The sequence below is a fragment of the Oligoflexia bacterium genome, assembly GCA_034439615.1.
GTDB lineage: Bacteria > Bdellovibrionota > Bdellovibrionia > JABDDW01 > JABDDW01 > JAWXAT01.
Genome location: JAWXAT010000055.1, coordinates 16,227 through 36,920 on the forward strand (window position 1 = coordinate 16,227; position 20,694 = coordinate 36,920).

A 20,694-nucleotide genomic window follows, 5' to 3' on the forward strand; every position below is an offset into this window, starting at 1 on the left:
TACATTCTGACACTGGTGACATTTTGCGTGGCCCATGAATTTCAATAATTCATGGGTTTTTTATTTTTTAAAAGCCTAAGTGAGTGATTAGATTCCGATTCAATAGTCTAGTTTTACGAGCATTACCTGCCAGTATCGTGGCTTCTGTAGCATCTTTTGACCAAAGTATACAAAACTGGACTAGATATTAACCGAAATTCCAACTGGAATAGTCTTAGGTGTGAAGTGCCACTGGCCAGAGGCCTAGATGTGTCTTGAGTGGTGGCATGTTGCGTGCACAATGAAGAATTGGGCACGGGGGATTTTTTAGATTACGGGGGACGCACTACATATGAAGTTTGTATTTGTATCACTGATAATCTTAGGATTTGTTAGTCAAGCAAATGCTCAATCAACCACGACTATAAATTCAACAACAATACAAACACCGGCCGAACCAAAACCTAAAATATTTTCTGCAACTCTACTTTTAGATACTTCAACAACATTAGCTCCTGGTTCTGCTGGCTCCGGTTCAGGTGGTGAAGGTTATGCCCAGTCAGGTACGTATCAATTAATTCTAGGGGCTAAACTTCCTTGGGATCTCTCATTATCTGCGAAAGGTTCCTACAGCCAAGAATATACATATGTGAGAGCAGATGGTCGATCAGGTGATTTTGATGACACAATATTTTCACTATCAAAGAAAGTTTTAAAGCCCGCCAAAGATTTTACAATTTCAACGGGAGTCTCACTTATTTTACCAACAAATAATGAAACTCAAAAATCTACACTCAAAAGCGTTTTAGGTTTTTCTGTACCAATAGCTTATAAATGGAAAAAACTTGAAATTTCTACAGCTCCGAAATTCTCACAAAGTTTTCATGAAGCTGAAGTGCAAGCAAACGGTAGGTTAAATACAGCTTATTCATTTAGTATTCTCAATACGATTGCTTACAGTTTCACAGATAAACTTTCAGCAAGTATCGTCTATGCTCCATCGCGCGGATTTACATATCAAGGAACCACAAGAGATAAGTATTCATTGATTTACGAAGTGGGCTACGCCTGGACAGATAAGTTTTCAACAGCTGTAGGTTTAGCAAATGTAAACGCCTCATCACTGCATCGAACAGGTGTTGATTCAAATTATACACTCTACGATGCAACTCAGACTGTTGGCTATTTTGATTTGATTTTGACTTTATAGGTTAATTCCTAAAAGAGTTTTTAAACTCTGAGGAAGGGATAAAATGGATTTTATAAAAATAGGGGGAGCCACAATGAACAATACACGCAAAGCCATGGGTCTTATGCTAGCGCTAGTGTTCGTAGTAACCATGTCATCTTGTGCCAAAAACAAGAATGACATCGATACGACGAGCAATGCCGCAAAGGTTAAAAAAGTCGACTTAGCTGGCGAATACTCGTATGTGAGTACTCTCACAAAGGCTAATGAAGAATTAGCCTCCGACTGGTTGATACCGGGCTTACATAATGATTTTGGTTATGTCCGCTTTGAAATCACAGAGAGTAAACTCAGAGTCATTAGAATAAATGAGATCAATCGCCCGCGCGATCAATCGTCATTGGTGGCTGAGTTTCCGATTACAAGTCATTTTGATATTAAACGTGAGACAAATGACTTTAATGAAAACACAAATAAAATCATTGAAGATACAAGAAGACCTTGGAACGAGCGTGAATTTATGCGTGTTGACTGGGGTACGAATTTAGCCACATCAACAAGTTTGGCAAATATTTTTAATACAGAAATTAAGCAAGAAGCGGGTCAGGTTGTTACTGCTTTGAAAAAAGAATCAGATGCAACAGGTGAAATACTCTCATTTGATGTTGATGCTACAATTCAACAAACCGAATCTTTTGATAGAGGTGATGGTGAATTTGAATATGTTCCCGTAGGTTCTTTGCGTGCTCAGATGAAACATTCATTTCGAAAACTTGTGAAGAGTGATTACAAGGCATATGAAATGACCAATAAAGATTTTAATCGCTTTGGTTTTTTTAGATCATATGAGAACTACATTGACCCAGATGGTCGCGTAACTATCACGGGGCGTAAACTATTTGCTAATCGATTTAATGTTTGTGAAGCAGGCACAGGTCGTTCGTGTTCTCGTGGTGAGATCATGTACGTACTTAATAAAGATTTCCCGGCTGAGTATTTACCAGCTGCACGTGATGTTGTAAACGCTTGGAATAAATCTTTCCAAAAAGCACTTGATCGCAGCGATAGAATTGTTTGGCTCAATGAAGATATCAGGCCTGAGATTGGTGATAATCGATATAATATGATCGCAGCCCTTGATGAAAAAGTACCCACAGGTCTTTTGGGTGTGAGTCAAACTACAAATAATCCAAGCACAGGTGAAACACACTCTGCTCGTTCAACAATCTATCTAGGAGCTGTAAAACTTATTGCCGGAAACGCTGCTGATCAATTAGCAGTCGTTTTGACTGATGGTCACCCTGGTGATGGCAAAAGCCAAAGTTTAAAGAGCTTAGACTTAACAAAAGAAGTTAAGGGGATGAATGCAAAAGAAATTCCTAAACTTTTAAAAGCTCAAAGAAAAATTCTTAAAACAAATGGCTATAAACCAGATCTTTCAATCGTAAAGCCTAATATTAATACTGCGCGCATTTTAAAGGCGCGACTTAAAGATACAGAAGGAAACGCTGCTGCAAGTAGAGCAATGGTGTTTAGCAAGCCAGAAGTAGCTGCGAAATTAAATATTGATGATCCTGCATGGTATGAAGCTGGGTATGACGCTCGTGCATTAAAAGATGTTTCCGTGCAAGGTAAAGAAGGGCGTTTGAGAAAGTTTAAAGAACTTTCAAAATCAGCTCGTGGAATTCATACTTCTGAATTCGTTGAACCCGCAGTTGAACATTTTGTAAGAAAATTTGCGGCTCAACACCAAGGTCAACCCCTTGAGCAAATTCAGCAAAAACTAAAAGCTGAAGCTCGTCAGTTGATTTTTTACACCACCTTGATTCACGAAATGGGTCATAACTTTGGTCTTCGCCATAACTTTGGTGGATCAAGTGATAAGAAGCATTACACTGACAAATGGAATCAGCTTGAAAAAGAAAAAATTGCACTCGCTCAAGCTAATCCAAATGACCCTAGAATTGCTGAATTAGCTCTTGAGCAAGAGAGTTTTGATTTTGCATCTGTAATGGACTATGCCGGAGGCTTTCATGAAGCTCTTGGCGGTACAGGTCATTACGACGATGCTGCAATTCGTTTTGGTTACAACACAAGCATCAATCAAAGTGCCGATGAAGTTACTGGTGTTCAGCAGAATTATAAATTTTGTACTGATCATCAAGTATTTGAAGATCCGATGTGTGCTCGTTGGGACAAAGGTTCAAACGTAAATCAAGCTTCAGCGCGCGTGATCGCACAGTATGATCGTGATTATTCATGGAGACATAATCGTCGCAATCGTGCCAACTTTGGCAACCCCATGAGTCATCTCTGGAGAACCATCCAGCGTACAATGTTGCCACTACGACTCGTCACAGATGAATTTATCTATCAATTCATCGTGTCACCTACTGTACCTGCAAATGCCAATCAGTGTGATATCAAGTTTTTAAGAGATTCTATTGATAAAGGTGAGATGGGAAATATCTGTGATAATGCTGTAGTTGAAAAATACATGGCAGCATTCGGAACAGATTTTTCTGACTGGGCTGATTTTGTACTGCTTCTTTTAAATCCTAAAACAGGTGATTTTTTAAAACCTCCAGCTTCTTATTTGCCAAACGGATTTGCAGATCTCATGTTGTCTAATAACATGGTTGGCAACTATTTTGTAAATGTTGTTGGTATGAACGATAGCGGCTTGTATTTGCCAATTGGTCAACAAGGTGGTGTAACTGTATTTGATAAGTTACCCTTGATCTATGAGAACAATGAACAAAACCTCATGTTCTTTTACATGGCCCAAGGTCTAAATCAAAATCAGGCTCAACAGCTTGTGAATGAAAATAAAAATAAACTTGTTGATCTTAAAAAAGGTGGCCCCAATGCAAAAGACCTTGTGTCAACAGGTACGTATGATGGCAGCTACTTTAGAGTAGAAACCCTTGGTTACGAATTTGATAAACTTGCTGCGATTCTCATCATGGGTGCTAGAGGAATGCCAGTTGATAAGTATCAGCGTATAAGTTTAAACGGAAATATGTACTTCGCACCTCAAACCAAAACGTTAACACTAGCTTCGTATAATGCTCTTATCACTGAACCTAAGTATGCAATGGTTCAATCAGTAGTAAACGTTGGTGGTGAGTCAGTAGACGCAGCCTTACCCGCATCTTGGAACTTAACCACCAAGGTTTACGGGGCATTTTATTCAGTGATGGATTTAGTCTCTGACCAGAACCATGAATACGCAGATAAAATGCGCGTATGTGTTGAGGGCGGTTCACAAACTTGTGTTAATGAACTTAACTTGCCTGAAGTAAAATTCAGTGGAGCAAATGGTCAAAAGACTTTTAAAGCACTTCAAGTTCGAAGCAATGATGGTATCTCGTATAACTTAATCGAAAAGGGCGATTTAATTTCAAAAGCCCGCGATCAAGCCGTAAAAGATGTCACAAACCATGATCAGTTAGTCACAGAAATGCCTGCACTTCTTAACGGAAGTGCTGCTGGTCAGGGTGTTGCAGATCGCCAAAAAGCATTTATGGCACTTGTGAAGCAGCAATCTCCTACTTTGGTTAAGAAGATCGATCCATACTATGGCAGTGGATTCACCACATTTAAATGGTGGCAGCTAGTCATGGATGAAGCCCAAGCCCTTAATGAGACGGGCAGTCATCCGGGTATGAACGTTCGAATTCAGGAGCTCTTGCCTGATGTGTTCAGCGAAGCTGATCAAGTAATCACAAACCATCTTGCAAGCAACCCCACTTTAGCAAAATCGCTTATCGAAGCTTCTGCTAAGGTGAAAAAAGATATGGTTGCTGTGAATACTCTTACTGTAAGGATCATTGCTCCAAAATTGATGATCGATAAGTACAGTGAACAGCTTCAACCTCTAGAAGATGACGCGATTTTTATCGATTTCATCTATAGAATTTTAGGCATACAATAATCTAAGTTTATAAATAATAAGCAGTGATAGCGGGCCAGGAAGGCCCGCTTTTTTTTATGTGAGTGTATATGTTTTGGGTTTTAATTGTTCTAGCGCCTGATGTTGATCGGTCACAGGAAGCTGACAGGTTTGATTTTGGCAAATGTAGAAGGTGGGCTCATTATTAATTTGAGTTTTATTTAATGCCAATTGAACCTTTGAATTAGAATCAGCAATGACTTTATTGGGATGAAAGTTTTTTCGAATAGAATTTAAAAAACATTTAAATGAGGGGTTTGTTGAATCTCCGATAAGTGCGATTTCAAATGAACCATCTGTGAGTCGGTCAATAGCATGCAATAATGCAGTTACAGCCTGGGGATGTTCTTTTAATAAAAACCCTGCGGCATGAATGATTTGTTCAGCTCTCTTTTTATATTCAAAATTTTGGTTCAAATCTCCAAGGCGTAAAAGGTTTAGCGCTGATATAGAATTAGCCGATGGAGTCACACCGTCTTCAAAAGTTTTACTGCGTGTGATCAAATAAGGGTCCGACCCATCATTATCAAAATACCCATTAGCGTTTTTATCCCAAAAAAGTTCATCTTGAGTTTTTTGAAGTCTCATTGCGTGATCAAACCAAACTTTGTCAAAGTCACATTCATAGAGATCTAAAAGGGCTTGAATCAATAACGCATAATCATCACTTAATGCATACTGACGACTCTCTCCTTGACGATAAGAGCGCTTAAGTTTGCCCTGTTTATCAGACATATTATTAATTAAAAACAGTGCTGCTTTTTTTGCTGCGTCTAAATACTTTGCATCGTCGAGCACCTGAAAATATTTTGCCAAAGCAGAAATCATAAGACCATTCCAGCTAACTAATATTTTGTCATCAAGATGAGGACGTATTCGTTTTGTTCGCACTTCAAGCATTTTTGCTAAAGCTGAATTTAAAATTTCATCTTTTTGAGAGGGGAGTGGGCTTTGGGGATCAAGAAATAGAACATTCCCTTCAAGTGCCGGTTTTTCAAAACGCTGCTCAGTTACTTCATCGCCGGTTTTATGGGCGTGGAAATTTCCTTTTTCAGTGATATGAAATGTCTTTTCGATTAACTCAAATTCACTTGAACTTAAAATATTTTTCAGTTCATCAATTGACCAGACATAAAACTTACCTTCAATGTGTTCACTATCTGCATCTTCGGCTGAATAAAATCCACCAGTGCTGTCTGTCATATCACGTAGTACATAATCACAAATTTCACGTGCAGTTCTTGCAAACTCTTCATTTTTTGTAACTTGATAGGCTTCAAGATAAGTACTCGCAATTAATGCATTGTCGTAAAGCATTTTTTCAAAATGGGGGATGAGCCATTGATCATCGGTGGCGTAACGAGCGAATCCTCCTCCTATTTGATCAAAAATTCCTCCACGGCGCATTTGCTTAAGCGTTGTCTCAACCATGTTGAGGGCTTCAGGGTTTTGTGTGCGTCTGTGAATTCTTAATAAAGTCATAAGGCTATAAGTTGGTGGAAACTTTGGTGAGCCAATATTTCCTCCATACACAGAATCAAATCGGCTTTGATATTTTTTTAAAAAATCATGGAGATATTTTTCAGAGACATTGTGATTATCGATTAAGGGAAGAGAAGAGTTTTGTTTAATAAACTCTGCTAAACGATTTCCATCAGAAATAAGTGAGTCTGATTGTTCTTTCCACATAGTAGAAACTTTTGAGAGTAATTGAGTAAAGCTAGCATGGGCGACAAAAGTACCAGCCCAAAAGGGTTTTCCTTCAGGTGTTAGAAGTACACTGAGCGGCCAGCCGCCATGACCTGTCATGGCTTGTGCTGCTGACATGTAGATAGAATCGACGTCTGGGCGTTCTTCACGATCAACTTTGATTGCTACGAAGTTTGCATTTAAAATTTCAGCCACATCTGTTTTTTCAAAAGAATCTTTTTCCATGACGTGACACCAATGACATGTCGAGTATCCAATCGAGAGAAATATCGGCAGGTTTTGAGTCTTAGCAATTTCAAAAGCTTCTTTATCCCAAGGGAGCCACCACACGGGATTATCTTTGTGCTGTAATAAATACGGACTTTTCTCTTGGTGAAGTTTATTGTGCCGTGTGGTTTTCATAAAAAATCCTATCAAAAAATGGTCTTTGGGCTAGTTACAAAAAAATATTTATTCCTGTGTGATACACCAAATTATGAATCTATGCTTGGCTTAAATTTCTGAGCTCAATTATGCACTTAGAGAAATTATTTTATGGACGAATGCAGCGCGACATAGAGACAATTTAAGAGTGCCAGCCATAGCGAATACACTAAAAACATATTTTGGACACAACGCTTTGGCGATAGAAATTATTATTGCCATCATGTTGGGCATTATTCTGGTTTGGTTTTTCAGTAATCTAGGTAAAGAATCAAAAGACGATAGTTCACAAAATCTTAAAGACATTGAAACTGCACTTAAAAGAGTTTTGCAATCAACACCCACATCAATGCCCTCAGTAAGCCAAGCAACAAATCTCATTAAAGATGATGACGATGATATTGCTATGCCAAACGTAAAACCAATGGCCGTAGTTTCTACACCAGCCCCATCGATTGTCACTGTGGTATCACCGGCTAATACTGAAGAACTTGCAAAACTCAAAGCTGAGATGGAATTAAAAGCCAAAAAACTTTCTGATCTTGAAGCATCACTTAAACTTGCAAATGATGAATTGACGAAAGCAAAAGCTGCACAAGCAGCGCAAGCAGAAGCTCCTGCAGGAGCAGCACCTGGTGCTGGTGTCGATATGGAAGCGCTAAATAAAAAACTTTCAGATCTCGAAGCTAGGCTTGGTGAATATGAAATTATCGAAGACGATATTGCGAATTTAAGTTTGTACAAAGAAGAAAATGTTCGATTGAAAAGTGAATTAGAAAAAGTTAAACAAGGTGGTGGTGCCCCACAAGGTCCGCCCCATATTGTTCCAGCTCCAACAACAGTAAATATGGAAACGCCGGGGCCCGATGCGCCAGCAAAAAAAGTGGTTGCCGCCGCAGCCGCAGCTGTTGTTGCATCAGTTGCTCCTACTCCAGCGCCGGAGCCAGCGGCTTCGCCAGTTCCTGCACAAGCTCAGGTTGATGCCGATAAATTATTAGAAGAATTTAACACCATGACAGCAGCGGCTGAAAAAGCGCCAGCACCAGCTGACGGTAAAGACACGGGCGAAAAGCTTATCGCAGAATTTGAGAATTTCATGAAAGGATCAGGCGGATGAAAAACTTAACTTCTGTATTTTTGTTCCTATTTACAATTCAAGTTCATGGAAGTATCCCAAAAAATAAACCAAGTATTGAGCAAATTTTATCTCAAACAAACACTCACAAATTTTCAACACTTAAAAAAATGGGCCCTGAAGTTTATAAAGAACTTCGAAAACTCACTTTTGATGAGAGTCGAACCTTAGGTATTCGCTGGCAAGCATTTATGGCAATGGTAAGACTTGGCGAAAAAGAAGCTATTCCTGAAGTCAAAGAAGCTCTAAATAGCAGTGATTGGTTTTTACGAGATGCAGCGATTCGAGTATTACCCGCACTTGATAAAGAAGTAGCATACAAAGCAGCTATTAAAGGTCTTGATGATTCAGCATTAGTAGTTCGCACAACTGCTGTTGATACATTGGGCCGTTTGGGTAAAAAAGAGTGTGCTGATAAATTGTGGACTGCACTTTATTCAAAAGATAATTATATTCGAAATCAAAGTTTATGGATTCGAAAACATATTGTTTCTGCCCTTGCTGATTTAGCTCTGCCTGGTAGTGAAGCAAAATTTATTAAAGTACTTGATGACAGTGATTCAACTCTTTTTGCACCCGCCATTGCAGGCCTTGAGCGTCTGACAGGTAAAAAATTAGGAGAAACGCAAATTCCTCCAGTGTATCGTCGTTATTATTGGAAGAAATGGTATAAAGAAACTGTAAGTGTTTCTAAGGCCCAGGCGTCTTAGTTTTTAGCAGCGTTTCTAGTCAAAATTCGATCAATTTCTAGGTATCTACCGATACGATAAAGAATGGATATTTCTTCTAGCCCATTAGACGAAACAGCTTGGAAGCCAGAGAAAAAATCAGGTTGAATCTCAGCGCTTTTTAATACGATTACTTCAACTGCAGCTTTACCTTCAACACGGCCCCTCACAACCCTCACTGTAATCTTATAGCGGTATCCTGGCTTGGGTCGGGTATCATTGGGGTCAGTAAATACTTTATCACCCCTGACATAATCAGTTTCTAAAACGCCAAGATCAATATTATTAATTTTCACTGGATATTTTCTTAACGCCAATTGCATCGAGCGCCAGACTTGTTCATAAGCATCGCCATAGATTCTGGATTCAGGCTCTTTAATTGGAGGATCATTTTTAGGATTCGTCACGCAACCAGTGATGACAATCAAAATTAAAAACGAAGAAATTAGTTTAGAAATCGACTGCATTGCGTGCCGCGTGTGTCATAGATTCAAAAAGATCGTATCCTATATTAACAGACATGAGTTGATTATTATCAAATTGTAAGACGGGGTCTAGTCCTAACCAAATATATTCCCAACGTTTAAAGTTTGTGGGCGGTTGAGTTTGAGCAATTTGATCATAAATAGAGCGAGTATCGATTGATAAGAGTTCAGCAGAAAGTGTTGGCAATTGGATTTTTTCTAATGTGCTGTTTCCAAACACAATCCATTGCGGGCGAACTGATTCATTTATGATGGTCCCTGTTTGTGTGACGGTAACATCAGACAAAATGGCATGCACTGCAGATGAAGTAGGTGAAATTCCCTGTCTTTCAGGTCGGGTACTTTCAACCACACCGCCGGCCTCACTGATTTTTAATTGGGGTACAGAAAAATATGATTTCAAAGTTAAATTTATGGTTGTTGAAGAATGTGGAATATTTCTAGCTAAGATCGAAGACATTCCCTTATGAAAAATCATGGCTTCGTTTTCAAGGTGATAATTCATCGCTAAGGCCATGGCATTTACAGGACGCGAATCACCTTTAATACAGCTTAAGTTTTGTGCACCGGCTGCGATATTTTTAATATCTGTGGGCTGATAGGGTTTTCCGACAAGTTCTGGTGCGCGTGTTAACGCAAGCCCTGCAACTTTTGGTAGTGGCGCATTTTTAGTCTCAAGTTTTAAGCACGGGCCAAGTTTTGCTTCATTAACATTCATGTGAAGCCCCGAAACAGGACCACTCATTGTTTTATCTTTAATGAGTCCAAATTTTTGCATGGTCATTTGATTAATAATATCAAAGAGCGTTTTCCCATCGACAAGGTCTCCAGCCACATCATCAAAAGGAAATTGCCCAGCCACTGCTTGAAAGCTGTACGTAGCCGGAACAGACATGGGAAGGCGAAAGATCGGCTTATTAAGTGTTATGGGTATGATTCCGTAACTATGTCTTTGTTTTGGAAATATTAAGTTACTAGGAACAAAAACGTCTTTCCCTAAGACAGAAAATTTATCAACTTGAGTGCTGATGAGATCTGACATTTGAAAGGCAAATAATTTATCTGCGTTTAAGAACGGTAAAAAAAGTCCAAAGGTGGCGATATCTGAAAAGTTAACGATCAAGGCATCCCAGCCAACAAAATCACCTGATAATTCGGCCTGTTTTTGAAGGCTTGGGGGTGGTAGTTGAAGTTTAAATTCAATTCCTGATTGATTGAAATAAGTGATTTTTGGGTATCCTGTTTTTACAATGGTTATAGGTGTGTCGGTGATTTCACCATTTATGCTTGAGGCATTAAAACTCGCAATACCTTGGCTGTTTGTGATGGCCGTATTTTGAGCAAACGGGGAGTTGGGAGCTTTACCCACCTGAACGACAGCACCGGTAACGGCTTGGCCCTTTTGGTCTATGACTTTGACCAATAAAGCTGGGCTAGAAGCCATGGCAAGATTGAATGAAATGAGAACACTTAGAAAAACCCCAAGATTGCTTTTCATATAACCCCCTAGTGATAATTAATATGAAAGCTATATGGGCTGTAAGTTGTCAATCCTAATAGAGTTTTTTGCCGCAACGGGTCGGGTTCTCCGTTGACAAATTGGAGATGAGTGCGTTAACTTCTGCGTTCTTTTTGATGGCGGAGTAGCTCAGTTGGTTAGAGCATACGGTTCATATCCGTAGTGTCGGGGGTTCAACTCCCTCCTCCGCTACCAATCTTTGAAAAAATCTTGTCAATGAATCTTAAAGTCTTGAAAATAGAACGATGAAAAAGTTTTTCACCGAAAATAAAATCTTAATCTGTGCTGTGCTTTTAGGTCTCACATTTTTTGCATTTGTTGATGATCGCTATCGTAGCTTTGATGATTCAAATCAATATTTTGTTGAAGCTCGTGAATTTGCGCAAAATCGAAAGCCGCCAGTAAAAGCAATCGCTCAAGATTTGAATTGGTTGGGGATGGACGGGCCGTCTCATACGCCGCCGTTAACAGCTTATAGCTGGTCATGGCTTAATAACAAAAGCGATCACAGGCAAACTCTTTGGAATGTAAAATTTTTTCAAGCGTGTCTTTTGTTTTTTAGTTTTCTAGGGTTCATGTGGTGTTTAGGTAATCGAAAATTTAGCTTTGATGCTTTTATTATTAGTTGTCTTGTCTTTCTAAATGAATTCACTCGAAGTCTTGTTTTTGCACCGATTTCAGAAGCAGCATCCATAACATTTCTTATTGTGAGTTACATGTGGCCACAGTTATCAGGTATAACTTCTGTTTTTCAAATTGCAACGCGCCATCCAGTTGCAATTCTTCATGGCGCAGTTTTATGGCGGAATAAAAAAAATATTTCAGTCATTATCCCAGGTGTGATTACAGCGATTATATTCATCGCGTATTTTCAAACCCTATTGGTTCCAAGTAAACTTACAAATATGGCCCCATCTTTGGCAAAAGTCGTGAATACATACTCGGGGCTAATAAAGGAATGGGCTTATTTGTATTTTAATCATCTTTTGCCCGATGAAACACTCTGGTTTCAAGTGCTCTGGGGGGCGTTAGTAACGACTGCATTTATATTACTCCTTCATCGCAAACGAAAAGCCTGGCTTGTTTGGTCACTAGTTGCCTTTTATTGTTTGATAATCCTCATCCCATTTTCTGCAGGCATGAGGTATTTTTTTCCGATTTTTATATTTTTAATTTTAGAATTTAAACCATCACTTCCTAAATGGAAATGGTCACGATTAGTTTTTGTCGTAATGGCAATGCATTTGATTATTCAACAGGTAGGTGCGATTTCAGAATTTAAACGTTATCCAGTTCCTGAAACCGATACCCCTGGATTAGCAGAAACTAAAAAATGGCTCAAAGATAATCAATTTGCGAAAAGCCGTATCATGATGATCGGAAGACGATTTTGCGTACATTACTTTGAGACTGAATGTTTTGGGCTAGTTATCAAAAACGATATTTTTGAGGCTTTAAATACAGAGAAAATAGATTTTGTACTCATCACAGGCCTTGCGTGGCACGGTCAAGAAAGAGAATTTGAAACATTACTAAAAGATCAATTGGCAAAATCAAATTTTAATTTTGATAAACATTTACACAATATACAAGGCGTGCAGCTCTTCGATGTTAGAGAAATAAAAAATAAGGCGAGACCTGAGATCTCTCCTTAAAAGTATTTTATTAAAAAATTATCTAAAAATTTGAAAATAGGAATCTAATCTTGTTCGGATTCTTTTAAGATCATTTGGCAATTTTGCTGGATTATTTGATGCAAGGGCCTCTTGATAACGCTTCACTGCCTTAAGTGAAGTTTCAATATTGCACTTTACACAAATCTTATCCTCTAAACCTTTAGCGTCGACATCACTTTTATCTTTGTCATACCAATTGAGATAATCTTCAAGTCTGTATTGAAGATAAGCTAAACTCTCTGTTGTATTTTTACGTACAAGAGTTGGGTTTTTGCCAGAAGATCCCGTAATCGCGCCAATGGTTGATACCAACCCATAGTGATCTGATAAATTAATTGTTGAACCATCTTGTTTTTTAATGCGTTGATCAAAGTCACGCTGAGCGTTGGTTATCAATAGTCTAGGTGAGACATAGATGTAATCTAATTGACCGTTGAAAGCTTTATCTCGATAAGAATTATCGCCACATGAGGTGCAAAATGTGTGATCTTGTTCTTCAAATTTGATTCCATCTAAAGATGATAATTTGTTCCAAAAATCATATTCGATATGAAAATAGCGCTGGTTAAAATCTCCAGCTAAAATAAATGCATCTGAATCAGTCTGTTCAACAATATGTGCAAAGACCTCAAAAAGCTGCATAAGTCTTTCTGGTGTGTAGCGATCCTCAGAAGTGTTTTGATTTTCTGATCCATGTCTTGCAACTAAATGTGTGTTAAACATGGAAACAGGTAAACCCTTGAGTGTGACACGACTCATTCCAATGCCTTTACCAGCCCAAGCTTCACCTTCAGTAATGCGAGAAACGCGTCCGCCTAATGTGAACACTCGAAATGATTGTCGTTCAAACGCAACCGTAGATAACATCTGGATTCCAGAACCGACTGTTAATTGAACAGGGTAATAATGATTATACTTTAGATTTGAATTTGAAAAGATGTCCTTGCGACCTTCTTCAGTCCAAGCCTCTTGCATAAATGCAAAATCAGGTTGTTGTTCTTTGAGTAAGCGCCCGATGGCGGGCATTCGCTCTTTTTTGTCTGGGCTAACAACTTTAAGCCCAAAGACATTGAGTGATGAAACTTTTGTTTCCCACCCGCTGACATTTAGAGTTCGCGTGTATTCAGGAATACCTTCGTTACTGACTTGTGCTTGTGTAGCTTTTTCTTCACAGGCGGTTAAAAATACAAGAATTCCTATAATGCCTAGGGTTCCTCTCCATGAAGAACTGCTGCGGAGTAAGTACATATTGGTCCCCTTTACTTCTACTAATCCATTCTAATACTCGGTACAAATGGCGGGGCGAGACACAGGGCGATGGTCTAGCAATGGTCTAGTTTTAATGGGATTCTGAAGAAAGAAATGCGAATACAGATGGAGTGTTACTGATTAGTCATAGAGTCGATGGGATTGTTGCTAAATTGGTTAGGGATATATTCTATTACCTGAGATAATCCCCTGGCGTGCATTATAAAAATGAGTTTTTAAAATGACTTCTTGATAACCACTAAAACCATAAGCGTATCCACGATTATATTTAAAATTATCGTCGTAGTAAAATTTTAAAAAAGTGAGCGGCGCTAAAACTTGATGAGCTAAAATTCCCTGTGTGTCTCTCCATCCAAATTCAAGTGCTGGAGTTTTAAAAAAATAATCAATATTATTTGTTACACTTGTATAAGCAGCAAACATCCAACCTGAAGTCATGCCCAGATATTTTGAAAACTGACTCAAGTAATGTCTAGCGGTAGGTAATTCATTTGGGCCAGGAATAATGCTGCAAGAGCCAAAAACGACTAGCGCATCGGGCATGAATTTTAATTTTGCCTTTGTTGAAAACTCATCCCAAAAAATAAATTCATCATTTTGAGTGCTGGTCCCGCGATAAAGTGAGAGTACCGGTTGAGAGCCAATGCCACCATTACTGCCATGGATTGCGAGTATAAAAAGCGATTGGATATATTCATCGTCATTTAGGCGCAGTGCTTGCCAAAATTCGTCTGCGGTATTAACTCGCCGATAGTAAACAGGACCCTGAACGGTTTTTTTAATGCGGTCAATTTGAACGCCCACCGAAGATTCGGATTCAAGAGCAGGATCAGGCCCAACGATTACGAGATTTATTCTTTTTTGTTTAGGAACATGGGCATGGCTATTAGAATGATTGGAGATTGAATTTCTAATTTTAGTAACATAAGGATCGCTTGTTTTGAAATTTAATGAAATTTGAGCATGCACTGAAGATAGACCCATAAATATGGGTATTAATAGTCCAAGACTCCCCAACCACGTGCTTCGCATGGTCCCCCTAAATTAACTCCGCATCACGCTGATGCGTTCCCTTGCCAAGGAGTTAACTTAAAGGATGAGGCCTTGTATACTTATAAAAACTTACAGCTTCTGTTGTAAAAAGGGGAGTTCAGTCTTGATGCGATCCTGGGGATCGTAATGACTCGCGAGCTTTTTAACTTTGTTTGAATCATCGACGAAAACCAGATTCGGCTTAAACAAAGAGCATTGCTCATTTTCAAACTCGGCATAGGCCGCAATGATCACTTTATCACCGGGGTGAACTAGTCGTGCAGCAGCCCCATTCAGGCAAATTTCTTGAGCTTTGCCATAGATCACGTATGTAGAGAATCTTTGGCCATTGTTGCAATTATAGATATCTACTTTTTCAAATTCAATGAGATCAGCCGCCTTGCAAAGCGCCGGATCAATAGAGATTGAACCCTCATAATTAAGATCTGCCTCAGTAACGGTAGCTCTATGAATTTTAGATTTGAGCAGTGTTCGTTTCATATTTTTTCCTCTTTGTTGTGGGACTGCTTGGTTTATCAACGTTCATTGCAAGGGCTTTATGTAATCCTAAAAGTACTAGCTCTGGTATGAGAGCATCAAAGACTTTTTCATTTTCAAAAAGTCTAGAAAACCCACCCGTGCCGATGACGACTGTTGGTTTATTTTCAAAATATTTCTTTTTAATTTCACGGCTGAGTTCTTTGAGTACAGCGAGATTACCAAAATAAAGACCTGATTGAATACTCTCAACAGTTGATCTCCCCACAAGCTCTTTCGGAGCTAGAATTTCAACCGAAGGTAAGCGCGCGGTTTTTGTTTCAAGTGCTTCCATGGAAAGTCGAAGTCCGGGGAGAATCATTCCTCCTAAATACTCTTTCTCAGAAGTAACGACATCAAAAGTTGTAGCTGTGCCAAAATCAACGATAATGAGATTTTTCCCAGGAAATAAATGTGTTCCTGCAATTGAATTTGCAATACGATCGGCACCGACTTCTAATGGGTTTCTGTATTTTATTTTTAATCCTGTTTTGGTACCTGCTTGAAGTAAAAAGGGCTGCATTTTAAAGTATTTCTGACATGCCCCTTTTAATGAATGCACAACGTCTGGCACTACAGAGCATACTGCAATTTGTTGAATGTTTTTTGGATCAATTTTGTTTTCACGTAAAACCTGAACTAAAAAAAGTCCAAATTCATCAGATGAATTTGAAAGACGTGAGTTTTTTCTAAATTGAAGGATGATTTTTTGATTCTCATCAAAAACACCCCCATAAATTTGGCTGTTACCGACGTCGAGACCTAAAATCATATATTCTCCTTAAGTACTTCATTAAGTGCTTGGGCAAGTTCAAGTTTTGTTGTTCCTGATTTTAAAACTGCATCTTGTTTGTAAATCTCAAACCGATGCATTCCATTTTTTTTGATTTCAACAAAATCATTGTGAACAACAAAATCAATTTCCGAATTTCGAGTTAACTTTTCAATCGCTGTTTTTTGTTCTTGTAAATCTTCCGTTGCAGTTAATTTAAATGCAATCACTGTAAGTGCAGATGCTGAGTAGGACTTTAACTTTTCAACAATTTTAAAATTAGGCTTTAAAGTCACTTGAAGTTTTTGATCAGAATGGAGCTTACCACCAGCTTTACTGGGGGCTTGATCAACAGATGTCGTAATATTTTCCACTGAGTAGTCACTCACTGCAGCTAAGTGAATAACGACATCATATTTATAAGTGCTTAACTTGGTTTTAATTTTTTCATTGAGATCATCAAAACTTTCAAAATAAGTAACATCTCGTACAATGCGGGGGAGTTGAGCGCCGTGACCAGCAAGTTGGGTGACTTCATGTCCACTTTCGGCCATGAAGTCTGCAAGTAGTGCCCCTGTTACACCAGTGCTGAAGTTTGTTATAAATCTTAAGCTGTCAAGGGGCTCACGTGTGGCGCCTGAAGTGATTAGAATTTTCATGTCGGTACCTCAGGCAAGCTTACATTTTGAATGATATGTTTTGACTTAAAAAATTTAAGAATTTCTATAAATATCGCGTCAGGTTCTAAAAGTCGTCCATGGCCAATATCTCCACAGGCTTGATGACCTTCGCCAGTAGGTAAGACGTGAATATTCCAGCTTTGAAGTTTTTCTAACGAAGCCTTTGTAGTTGGGTGCTGATACATTTCTTTATTCATTGCAGGTGCAATCAGATAAGGTTTTTTAAGGTCATAAGCTAAAAATAAAGTACCAATACAATTATTCGCAATACCAGAGGCTAAACTATTAATCGTATTTGCAGTTGCAGGGCAAACAATCGCAAGATCAGCCCATTTGGCAAAATGAATATGATTCATCATCTGCCCTTCTTGAAATGTGTCAGAGAAAACTGATTTCCCACTGAGACCTTCAAGAGTTGCAGACCCAATAAATTTTAAAGCTTCAGAGGTTGCAACGGTTTGAACTTCAAAGCCCTCTTGCACAAGCTTTGAAATTAAATAACATGCTTTGTAACAAGCAATGGAGCCAGAAAGTTGAAATAGAATTTTGCCTTTCATGGTTGTACCTCGACATTATCTATAAGGCGAACAGATCCTAATCGTACTGCTCCAAAACGCCGGTTTAAACGATCTTCAATATAATCGATTTCAAAACCCTCATTTTGAAGTGCAAGTTGAATTTCTTTTACCGTTTTTTGTGAAGAGAGTTCTTTGTAAAAGAGAGGAGCTTTTTTTCGATCATCATATGCTAATAATTGATTTCTTGAACTCATGGCGAGTCCATCATTTTCTCGCATTGTTGGGCAACCAATAATTTCTGTACTTAGAAAAAACGCCTCAGCCATTTTTTTAATAAGTAGTAATTGTTGATAATCTTTCTCGCCAAAATAGGCATGCTCTGCTTGTGCCACTTGCAATAGTTTTAATACTACTGTGAGCATTCCCTGAAAGTGCCCAGGTCTGTGTGTTCCACATAGATAGGGGCTTAGTTCTTTTTCAGTGACGGCATAATTATAGCCGTCTGGGTAAAGTTCTTCAAATGACGGCAATAAAAGATAATCAGCTCCTGCTGATTTTAATTTTTCTATATCTTCAGACATCGGGCGTGGGTAATTTTTTAAATCTTTAGGATCATTAAATTGAGTGGGGTTTACAAAAATACTGACTAAAGTGAGATTATTTTCACCTCTGGATTTTTCTACTAAAGATAAGTGTCCCCCATGAAGTGCTCCCATAGTTGGAACAAATCCTAAAGATTTATTTTTTAAATCTAATTTGCGAAGATTTTGCCACGCTTTAATGTGTTCAATGATTTCCATTACGCATAACTCTCAAGTTCAGTAGGAAATTTTAAATTCTTCACTTCAGTATCGAAGTTATTTAAAGCGTTAGATAAAAGTTCATTTCCTTTGAGGTACTGTTTTAAAAATTTTGGTTTAAATGTATTATTCATGCCCAAAAGATCTTGCAAAACTAAAACTTGCCCATCGACGTTAATTCCAGCGCCAATACCAATGGTGGGTATTGAAAGTGTTTTTGTAATGTGAGTTGCAACTTGAGTAGGGATACATTCCAAAACCACAGAAAAACAACCAAGTTCTTCTAATTTAGAGGCCTGCCGAATAATATCTTGAGCCGCACTGTCATCTTTACCTTGAACTTTGAATCCACCAAATTTGTGAATTGATTGTGGCGTAAGACCTAGATGCCCCATCACAGGTACTCCTGAATCTACTATTTGACGTACGACGTCTTCATGGCCATCAACACCTTCAAGTTTTACAGCATGTGCTCCAGCTTGCATGAGCTTTTCAACACACTCCATTGCAGCGCCCACACCTTTTCGAAATGTCAAAAAGGGCATATCAGCAACGATAAATTTTTTCACAGCCCCTCGGCTCACTGCCGCTGTGTGAAGTGTCATCATTTCGGTGGTTGCTTGAAGCGTTGAGGGGTGGCCATGTACCACCATGGCAAGACTATCGCCCACTAAGATACAATCTATATTTGTTTGAGCAATAATTTGTGCAGACCAATGATCGTAGCATGTGACCATTGATATTTTTTTATTCTCAGTCTTCATTTTTTTAAAATCAAGAATCGTCATATTTTTACCTCATCAGGTCTGTGCGCAAGATCTGGTAAATAAACTTTTACAAATGATAAGTAAATTTCTTGCAAAGGATTGTCATCAAGGGCTGCGATATTTTTTAAAATGGTGGAATAATCTTTTCGACTTATTGGCCCGGTGAGAGCTTTTTGGCTTTGTGTTACGAGATTTTTTGCAGTCTGTTGTAAATAGGGTAGAGCAGCACTTCGTGGGATCATCATCTTTTTTTCCAAAGTTTCAAAAAGCGATTGCCAAAGTAGAACGGTGAAATTTCCGCTCATCACACAAAGGGCATGATAAAGGGGTTTAAGCTGCACATCGATGGCGTAAAATGGATTTTTTAATTGCGGAAAAATTTTCTTAAATGAGTGACCTTCTTTTTCACTGATAAAAGGAATCTGCTCATATGTAGTGAGATCATAAAGCTCTGATCCAAAGGTCATTAACGGGTGAAGCCCCTGGGCAGATTTTGTAACAAGGGCTCCAGAAAAATGAATGAGAGTTTTATTTTTAAATTCTGGCCAAGATTGAATAAAGCTATCGATAGCAGAGTCTTTGATGAGTACTAAAATAATGGAGCAAGTACTTAAGGTTTCAAGGGGGCTAAGTTTTGATGTTTTTCTCGACCATTGTTTGTAGGGTATTGCACGTAATGTGAGGTAGTGAATCATATGACGAGCCATGCGGCCGTCACCTATAATACCGTAAGTAATTTCTGGTACTTGTCCCATGGATCAAGTCCTTTCAGCTAATGCGTAATGCTTTTATGAGTAAGTTACTGTCTCAAGCAAGATCAGTACTTCTAAATCAATTTATCAAATCTAGTCTTGAAAGCAATTGCGTTGTTGGGTGTGTCAAATAGATCAACAATATAAAGTAGATATAAGCTTATATCAGGTCTTTTAGGGAATGCTTGGAGGTTGTATAATGGTGTAATGGGCGCTCAAAAACTCAAAGCTAGAGCTGAAATTTCACAGCGTGAATGGGTTGAAATGGAAGTCACACTTTCGAGTGATCAAAAAATCGAAACACTCATTTGGCATGCATGGGGTTGTAATCAACTTCTTAAAGCGACTCAAATTGCGGCTGAAGAAATGAAATCAAAAAAACTTTCTGACATTAAGTGGCTCGGCGTTCAGCATTGGGATCTCCTAATTTCAGAAGTCATGATGCGTTTACAGGGAAATTTTGAAGTTCCAATGAAAGACGAAGAACTTTGTCATTGCCGAAAAATTCAAGCGTGTAAAATTGATGAAGCCATCGTAATGGGTGCACACACACCTGAAAAAGTGAAGGCCTGGACTACAGCAAGTTCGGGATGTGGAACTTGTCGACCAGATGTTGAAAAGCTCATTTCATTTCGACTTACTAAGAAATAAAATTAACCACGGAAACTATCCGCGGAAACTAACCGCGAAAACTAACCGCAACAACTCAACACAACAACTCAACACAACAACTCAACACAACAACTCAACACAACAACTCAACACAAC

Annotated in this window: 18 protein-coding genes and 1 tRNA gene; 7 read left to right on the top strand and 12 right to left on the bottom strand. The window is 38.7% G+C overall.

All coding sequences use genetic code 11. The features are described from left to right. Positions 1-331: 331 nt before the first annotated feature. Together SGI74_13260 and SGI74_13265 are read left to right on the top strand one after the other, a co-directional pair. Positions 332-1,189 (top strand): hypothetical protein, encoded by an 858-nt coding sequence (locus SGI74_13260; protein ID MDZ4678461.1) that lies wholly within the window; start codon positions 332-334, stop codon positions 1,187-1,189. Positions 1,190-1,262: 73 nt separating this feature from the next. Beyond that, positions 1,263-5,105 (top strand): hypothetical protein, encoded by a 3,843-nt coding sequence (locus SGI74_13265; GenBank protein MDZ4678462.1) that lies wholly within the window; start codon positions 1,263-1,265, stop codon positions 5,103-5,105. 54 nt (positions 5,106-5,159) lie between these two features. Here the strand turns inward: SGI74_13265 and SGI74_13270 are convergent, their stop codons facing one another. Further along, a complete protein-coding gene (locus tag SGI74_13270) occupies positions 5,160-7,235 on the bottom strand; it encodes a thioredoxin domain-containing protein (GenBank protein MDZ4678463.1) in 2,076 nt (691 codons plus the stop codon). Positions 7,236-7,404: 169 nt separating this feature from the next. On the opposite strand from SGI74_13270, the gene SGI74_13275 reads away from it, so the two are divergent. Both SGI74_13275 and SGI74_13280 read left to right on the top strand, forming a co-directional pair. Next, positions 7,405-8,373: a hypothetical protein gene (locus SGI74_13275; GenBank protein ID MDZ4678464.1), complete on the top strand. Its 969-nt coding sequence runs from the start codon at positions 7,405-7,407 to the stop codon at positions 8,371-8,373. Beyond that, a complete protein-coding gene (locus SGI74_13280; GenBank protein MDZ4678465.1) occupies positions 8,370-9,101 on the top strand; it encodes a HEAT repeat domain-containing protein in 732 nt (243 codons plus the stop codon). The genes SGI74_13275 and SGI74_13280 overlap by 4 nt, the downstream gene beginning before the upstream one ends. On the opposite strand, the gene SGI74_13285 is transcribed toward SGI74_13280, so the two are convergent. Both SGI74_13285 and SGI74_13290 read right to left on the bottom strand, forming a co-directional pair. Then, positions 9,098-9,586 (bottom strand): hypothetical protein, encoded by a 489-nt coding sequence (locus tag SGI74_13285; GenBank protein ID MDZ4678466.1) that lies wholly within the window; start codon positions 9,584-9,586, stop codon positions 9,098-9,100. The genes SGI74_13280 and SGI74_13285 overlap by 4 nt on opposite strands. Next, positions 9,570-11,102: an Ig-like domain-containing protein gene (locus SGI74_13290; GenBank protein ID MDZ4678467.1), complete on the bottom strand. Its 1,533-nt coding sequence runs from the start codon at positions 11,100-11,102 to the stop codon at positions 9,570-9,572. The genes SGI74_13285 and SGI74_13290 overlap by 17 nt, the downstream gene beginning before the upstream one ends. A gap of 139 nt (positions 11,103-11,241) precedes the next feature. On the opposite strand from SGI74_13290, the gene SGI74_13295 reads away from it, so the two are divergent. Both SGI74_13295 and SGI74_13300 read left to right on the top strand, forming a co-directional pair. Next, positions 11,242-11,318 (top strand) — tRNA-Met (locus SGI74_13295). Positions 11,319-11,368: 50 nt separating this feature from the next. Further along, the gene (locus SGI74_13300; GenBank protein MDZ4678468.1) at positions 11,369-12,778 is read left to right on the top strand and encodes a hypothetical protein; all 1,410 of its coding nucleotides are present in this window, start codon (positions 11,369-11,371) and stop codon (positions 12,776-12,778) included. Between the two features lie 18 nt (positions 12,779-12,796). On the opposite strand, the gene SGI74_13305 is transcribed toward SGI74_13300, so the two are convergent. From SGI74_13305 to SGI74_13345, 9 genes are all read right to left on the bottom strand, one after another. Next, a complete protein-coding gene (locus SGI74_13305) occupies positions 12,797-14,047 on the bottom strand; it encodes an endonuclease/exonuclease/phosphatase family protein (protein MDZ4678469.1) in 1,251 nt (416 codons plus the stop codon). Positions 14,048-14,224: 177 nt separating this feature from the next. Next, positions 14,225-15,100, bottom strand: a complete 876-nt coding sequence (locus tag SGI74_13310; GenBank protein ID MDZ4678470.1) for a hypothetical protein — start codon at positions 15,098-15,100, stop codon at positions 14,225-14,227. 90 nt (positions 15,101-15,190) lie between these two features. After that, on the bottom strand, positions 15,191-15,601 hold the full coding sequence (gene panD, locus SGI74_13315; GenBank protein MDZ4678471.1) for an aspartate 1-decarboxylase: 411 nt from the start codon (positions 15,599-15,601) through the stop codon (positions 15,191-15,193). Then, on the bottom strand, positions 15,576-16,409 hold the full coding sequence (locus SGI74_13320; protein ID MDZ4678472.1) for a type III pantothenate kinase: 834 nt from the start codon (positions 16,407-16,409) through the stop codon (positions 15,576-15,578). Before SGI74_13320 ends, panD begins: the two co-directional genes overlap by 26 nt. Then, positions 16,406-17,068: a phosphopantothenoylcysteine decarboxylase gene (locus SGI74_13325; GenBank protein MDZ4678473.1), complete on the bottom strand. Its 663-nt coding sequence runs from the start codon at positions 17,066-17,068 to the stop codon at positions 16,406-16,408. Before SGI74_13325 ends, SGI74_13320 begins: the two co-directional genes overlap by 4 nt. Continuing rightward, on the bottom strand, positions 17,065-17,646 hold the full coding sequence (locus tag SGI74_13330) for a flavoprotein (protein ID MDZ4678474.1): 582 nt from the start codon (positions 17,644-17,646) through the stop codon (positions 17,065-17,067). Before SGI74_13330 ends, SGI74_13325 begins: the two co-directional genes overlap by 4 nt. Further along, a complete protein-coding gene (panC, locus tag SGI74_13335; GenBank protein MDZ4678475.1) occupies positions 17,643-18,407 on the bottom strand; it encodes a pantoate--beta-alanine ligase in 765 nt (254 codons plus the stop codon). Before panC ends, SGI74_13330 begins: the two co-directional genes overlap by 4 nt. Beyond that, complete coding sequence (gene panB, locus SGI74_13340) at positions 18,407-19,195, bottom strand: 3-methyl-2-oxobutanoate hydroxymethyltransferase (protein MDZ4678476.1); 789 nt, start codon at positions 19,193-19,195, stop codon at positions 18,407-18,409. Before panB ends, panC begins: the two co-directional genes overlap by 1 nt. Then, positions 19,192-19,929, bottom strand: a complete 738-nt coding sequence (locus SGI74_13345) for a DUF2520 domain-containing protein (protein MDZ4678477.1) — start codon at positions 19,927-19,929, stop codon at positions 19,192-19,194. Before SGI74_13345 ends, panB begins: the two co-directional genes overlap by 4 nt. A gap of 189 nt (positions 19,930-20,118) precedes the next feature. Here SGI74_13345 and SGI74_13350 point away from each other — a divergent pair, with 189 nt between their 5' ends. Next, a complete protein-coding gene (locus SGI74_13350; GenBank protein MDZ4678478.1) occupies positions 20,119-20,577 on the top strand; it encodes a (2Fe-2S)-binding protein in 459 nt (152 codons plus the stop codon). The last annotated feature ends 117 nt before the right edge of the window (positions 20,578-20,694 follow it).